3 rRNA genes are annotated in these 5,724 nt (G+C 55.4%); all 3 read left to right on the top strand.

The annotated features are described in order from the left end of the window. Positions 1-195: 195 nt before the first annotated feature. The 3 genes from J7I86_RS22485 to rrf all read left to right on the top strand — a co-directional run bounded on the left by J7I86_RS22485 (position 196) and on the right by rrf (position 5,722). A 16S ribosomal RNA gene (locus J7I86_RS22485) occupies positions 196-1,716 on the top strand. A gap of 577 nt (positions 1,717-2,293) precedes the next feature. After that, positions 2,294-5,436: ribosomal RNA gene (locus J7I86_RS22480) — 23S ribosomal RNA — on the top strand. 169 nt (positions 5,437-5,605) lie between these two features. After that, positions 5,606-5,722, top strand: a 5S ribosomal RNA gene (gene rrf, locus J7I86_RS22475). Together the 16S, 23S and 5S rRNA genes form the textbook arrangement of a ribosomal RNA operon. Positions 5,723-5,724 lie beyond the last annotated feature (2 nt).

Here is a 5,724-nt window from a genome sequence, read left to right as displayed (position 1 = left end):
GTCTGTTGTTTGAGAACTCAATAGTGTGCCAAGTTTGTTGATACCGATTGTTTTACAATTGGTTGAAATTATGGCCAGTACTGTCATGCACCCCCGTGTGTGGTGGTCTGGTTTTCAGCTGGTTTCGAATTTTGTGCAGCCGTGGTCGCCGTTATTTCCGGTGGGTGTGGTTGTGTCTGTTTGATTTGTTTTACTTCAACGGAGAGTTTGATCCTGGCTCAGGATGAACGCTGGCGGCGTGCTTAACACATGCAAGTCGAACGATGATCCCAGCTTGCTGGGGGATTAGTGGCGAACGGGTGAGTAACACGTGAGTAACCTGCCCTTGACTCTGGGATAAGCCTGGGAAACTGGGTCTAATACCGGATACGACCATCTGGCGCATGTCATGGTGGTGGAAAGCTTTTGTGGTTTTGGATGGACTCGCGGCCTATCAGCTTGTTGGTGGGGTAATGGCCTACCAAGGCGACGACGGGTAGCCGGCCTGAGAGGGTGACCGGCCACACTGGGACTGAGACACGGCCCAGACTCCTACGGGAGGCAGCAGTGGGGAATATTGCACAATGGGCGCAAGCCTGATGCAGCGACGCCGCGTGAGGGATGACGGCCTTCGGGTTGTAAACCTCTTTCAGTAGGGAAGAAGCGAAAGTGACGGTACCTGCAGAAGAAGCGCCGGCTAACTACGTGCCAGCAGCCGCGGTAATACGTAGGGCGCAAGCGTTATCCGGAATTATTGGGCGTAAAGAGCTCGTAGGCGGTTTGTCGCGTCTGCTGTGAAAGACCGGGGCTCAACTCCGGTTCTGCAGTGGGTACGGGCAGACTAGAGTGCAGTAGGGGAGACTGGAATTCCTGGTGTAGCGGTGAAATGCGCAGATATCAGGAGGAACACCGATGGCGAAGGCAGGTCTCTGGGCTGTAACTGACGCTGAGGAGCGAAAGCATGGGGAGCGAACAGGATTAGATACCCTGGTAGTCCATGCCGTAAACGTTGGGCACTAGGTGTGGGGGACATTCCACGTTTTCCGCGCCGTAGCTAACGCATTAAGTGCCCCGCCTGGGGAGTACGGCCGCAAGGCTAAAACTCAAAGGAATTGACGGGGGCCCGCACAAGCGGCGGAGCATGCGGATTAATTCGATGCAACGCGAAGAACCTTACCAAGGCTTGACATGAACCGGAAAGACCTGGAAACAGGTGCCCCGCTTGCGGTCGGTTTACAGGTGGTGCATGGTTGTCGTCAGCTCGTGTCGTGAGATGTTGGGTTAAGTCCCGCAACGAGCGCAACCCTCGTTCTATGTTGCCAGCGCGTTATGGCGGGGACTCATAGGAGACTGCCGGGGTCAACTCGGAGGAAGGTGGGGACGACGTCAAATCATCATGCCCCTTATGTCTTGGGCTTCACGCATGCTACAATGGCCGGTACAAAGGGTTGCGATACTGTGAGGTGGAGCTAATCCCAAAAAGCCGGTCTCAGTTCGGATTGGGGTCTGCAACTCGACCCCATGAAGTCGGAGTCGCTAGTAATCGCAGATCAGCAACGCTGCGGTGAATACGTTCCCGGGCCTTGTACACACCGCCCGTCAAGTCACGAAAGTTGGTAACACCCGAAGCCGGTGGCCTAACCCTTGTGGGGGGAGCCGTCGAAGGTGGGACCGGCGATTGGGACTAAGTCGTAACAAGGTAGCCGTACCGGAAGGTGCGGCTGGATCACCTCCTTTCTAAGGAGCTGCTAACAATTGCTGGTCTCCGTGTATGCGGATGGTTGGTGGTTGTCAGTGTTGCCCATTGCGCAGGCGTCTGTTCTGCGGTGGGTGCTCATGGGTGGAATATCAACGAATCAAACTTGTTTGGCATGGCCTTCACCGGTTGTGTCCTGGTGCCAGTACGGCAGCATTGTGTCCTTCCTTTGTGGGGGGTGTGGTGTTGTGGGGAAAGCTGCCGGGGCGTGGTGTGTGTGGGGTTGTGTTTGGCGCACTGTTGGGTCCTGAGGCAACAGGACCTTTTTGCAGCAATGCAGAGGGCATCTTCTGGTGTTTCTTTTGTTCCTGCTTCCGGTACCGCCGGTTACTCCTTGTGGGTGGTGGTGGTCTGGTTGATGGGGTTGTTGTTTGAGAACTACATAGTGGACGCGAGCATCTGAAACATGCACGGTGGCTGACCTTTTTGGGGTTGGTGTGTGTGTTTCTACAGCAATTTCTTATGAATGAACCTGGCCCTTTGTGGTCGTGGTTCTCTCGATTTGAATGATGCATCGTAGACCGGCAGGCCTCTTTTGGGGTTTGTTGGTTTGTGTGTGGTCAAGTTTTTAAGGGCACACGGTGGATGCCTTGGCATTAGGAGCCGAAGAAGGACGTAGGAATCTGCGATAAGCCTGGGGGAGTTGATAACCGAGCGTTGATCCCAGGATGTCCGAATGGGGAAACCCCGCACAACGCTGTCATGGTGATTGTGTGACCCGCATCTGAACACATAGGGTGCGTGGGGGGAACGCGGGGAAGTGAAACATCTCAGTACCCGCAGGAAGAGAAAACAATAGTGATTCCGTTAGTAGTGGCGAGCGAACGCGGATCAGGCTAAACCGTTCCATGTGTGATAGCCGGCGGGCGTTGCATGGGCGGGGTTGTGGGACTTTCCGTTCTGGTTCTGCCGGACCAGTGAGGTGAGGTGCAGGCATAGGTGAACGGTCTTGAAAGGCCGGCCAGAGAGGGTGTGAGCCCCGTAACCGTAATGTTGTGCACGGCCTGGGGAGTATCCCAAGTAGCACGGGGCCCGAGAAATCCCGTGCGAATCTGTCAGGACCACCTGATAAGCCTAAATACTTCCTAATGACCGATAGCGGACCAGTACCGTGAGGGAAAGGTGAAAAGTACCCCGGGAGGGGAGTGAAACAGTACCTGAAACCGTGTGCTTACAATCCGTCGGAGCCAGTCTGATTCTGGTGACGGCGTGCCTTTTGAAGAATGAGCCTGCGAGTTAGTGTTACGTCGCGAGGTTAACCCGTGTGGGGTAGCCGTAGCGAAAGCGAGTCTGAATAGGGCGAGTGTAGTGGCGTGATCTAGACCCGAAGCGGAGTGATCTACCCATGGCCAGGTTGAAGCGACGGTAAGACGTCGTGGAGGACCGAACCCACTTCAGTTGAAAATGGAGGGGATGAGCTGTGGGTAGGGGTGAAAGGCCAATCAAACTCCGTGATAGCTGGTTCTCCCCGAAATGCATTTAGGTGCAGCGTTGCGTGTTTCTTGCCGGAGGTAGAGCTACTGGATGGCCGATGGGCCCTACAAGGTTACTGACGTCAGCCAAACTCCGAATGCCGGTAAGTCAGAGCGCAGCAGTGAGACTGTGGGGGATAAGCTTCATAGTCGAGAGGGAAACAGCCCAGACCACCAACTAAGGCCCCTAAGCGTGTGCTAAGTGGGAAAGGATGTGGAGTTGCGAAGACAACCAGGAGGTTGGCTTAGAAGCAGCCATCCTTGAAAGAGTGCGTAATAGCTCACTGGTCAAGTGATTCCGCGCCGACAATGTAGCGGGGCTCAAGTACACCGCCGAAGTTGTGGATTTCACATAATGCCCTAGCCTTCGTGGTTCAGGGGTGTGGAGTGGTAGGGGAGCGTCGTGTGGGCAGTGAAGTCGCGGTGGAAACCAGCGGTGGAGCCTACACGAGTGAGAATGCAGGCATGAGTAGCGAAAGACGGGTGAGAAACCCGTCCGCCGAATGATCAAGGGTTCCAGGGTCAAGCTAATCTGCCCTGGGTAAGTCGGGACCTAAGGCGAGGCCGACAGGCGTAGTCGATGGACAACGGGTTGATATTCCCGTACCGGCGAAGAACCGTCCATGCCAAGCGGGGGATACTAACCGCCCGGAGCCTGCCCTATCACCCTTGTGGTGTGTGGGTTTTGGCCGAGCGCGGGATCTGATCCCGGGAGGTAAGCGTATTAACAGGTGTGACGCAGGAAGGTAGCCGGGCCGGGCGATGGTTGCCCCGGTCTAAGGATGTAGGGTCAGGGATAGGCAAATCCGTTCCTGTGTGTTTCGAGCACGATCCTGAGATCTGATGGGACCCCCGTTTGGGGGGATCCGGTGATCCTATGCTGCCAAGAAAAGCATCGACGCGAGGTTTTAGCCGCCCGTACCCCAAACCGACACAGGTGATCAGGTAGAGAATACCAAGGCGATCGAGAGAATTATGGTTAAGGAACTCGGCAAAATGCCCCCGTAACTTCGGGAGAAGGGGGGCCTGCCCCGTGATGGAGACTTGCTCTCCGTGAGCGGGTGTGGGCCGCAGAGACCAGGGGGAAGCGACTGTTTACTAAAAACACAGGTCCGTGCGAAGTCGCAAGACGATGTATACGGACTGACTCCTGCCCGGTGCTGGAAGGTTAAGAGGACCGGTTAGCCCTTACGGGCGAAGCTGAGAATTTAAGCCCCAGTAAACGGCGGTGGTAACTATAACCATCCTAAGGTAGCGAAATTCCTTGTCGGGTAAGTTCCGACCTGCACGAATGGAGTAACGACTTCCCCGCTGTCTCAACCATAAACTCGGCGAAATTGCAGTACGAGTAAAGATGCTCGTTACGCGCAGCAGGACGGAAAGACCCCGAGACCTTTACTATAGTTTGGTATTGGTGTTCGGAGTGGCTTGTGTAGGATAGGTGGGAGACGTTGAAACCCGGACGCCAGTTCGGGTGGAGTCATCGTTGAAATACCACTCTGGTCACTTTGGACATCTAACTTCGGCCCGTGATCCGGGTCAGGGACAGTGCCTGATGGGTAGTTTAACTGGGGCGGTTGCCTCCTAAAAAGTAACGGAGGCGCCCAAAGGTTCCCTCAGCCTGGTTGGCAATCAGGTGTCGAGTGTAAGTGCACAAGGGAGCTTGACTGTGAGAGAGACATCTCAAGCAGGGACGAAAGTCGGGACTAGTGATCCGGCGGTACATTGTGGAATGGCCGTCGCTCAACGGATAAAAGGTACCTCGGGGATAACAGGCTGATCTTGCCCAAGAGTCCATATCGACGGCATGGTTTGGCACCTCGATGTCGGCTCGTCGCATCCTGGGGCTGGAGTAGGTCCCAAGGGTTGGGCTGTTCGCCCATTAAAGCGGTACGCGAGCTGGGTTTAGAACGTCGTGAGACAGTTCGGTCCCTATCCGCTGCGCGCGCAGGAAATTTGAGAAGGGCTGTCCTTAGTACGAGAGGACCGGGACGGACGAACCTCTGGTGTGTCAGTTGTACTGCCAAGTGCATCGCTGATTAGCTACGTTCGGATGGGATAACCGCTGAAAGCATCTAAGCGGGAAGCTCGCTTCAAGATGAGATTTCCATACACATTTATGTGTGAGAGGCCCCCAGCCAGACCACTGGGTTGATAGGCCGGATGTGGAAGCGAGGACTAAAGACTCGTGAAGCTGACCGGTACTAATAGGCCAACAACTTACACCACACACAACACACTGCACGCGTCCACTATGTGGTTCCCGAACAACAACACCGTTGATTCGCAGGAACCAACAACAAAATAACAACACCACAGTTGTAACCCAAAGATTTCCCACCCCAACGGGACCAGCCCACACCAGGGCCGGCACACCACCGGGAACGGGTAACAGAGTTACGGCGGTCATAGCGTGGGGGAAACGCCCGGTCCCATTCCGAACCCGGAAGCTAAGACCCACAGCGCCGATGGTACTGCACCCGGGAGGGTGTGGGAGAGTAGGACACCGCCGGACAC

Origin of the sequence: Arthrobacter sp. ISL-95 (assembly GCF_018613695.1) — a bacterium.
Lineage (GTDB): Bacteria > Actinomycetota > Actinomycetes > Actinomycetales > Micrococcaceae > Arthrobacter.
This window is presented reverse-complemented; position numbering and strand designations above follow the sequence as displayed.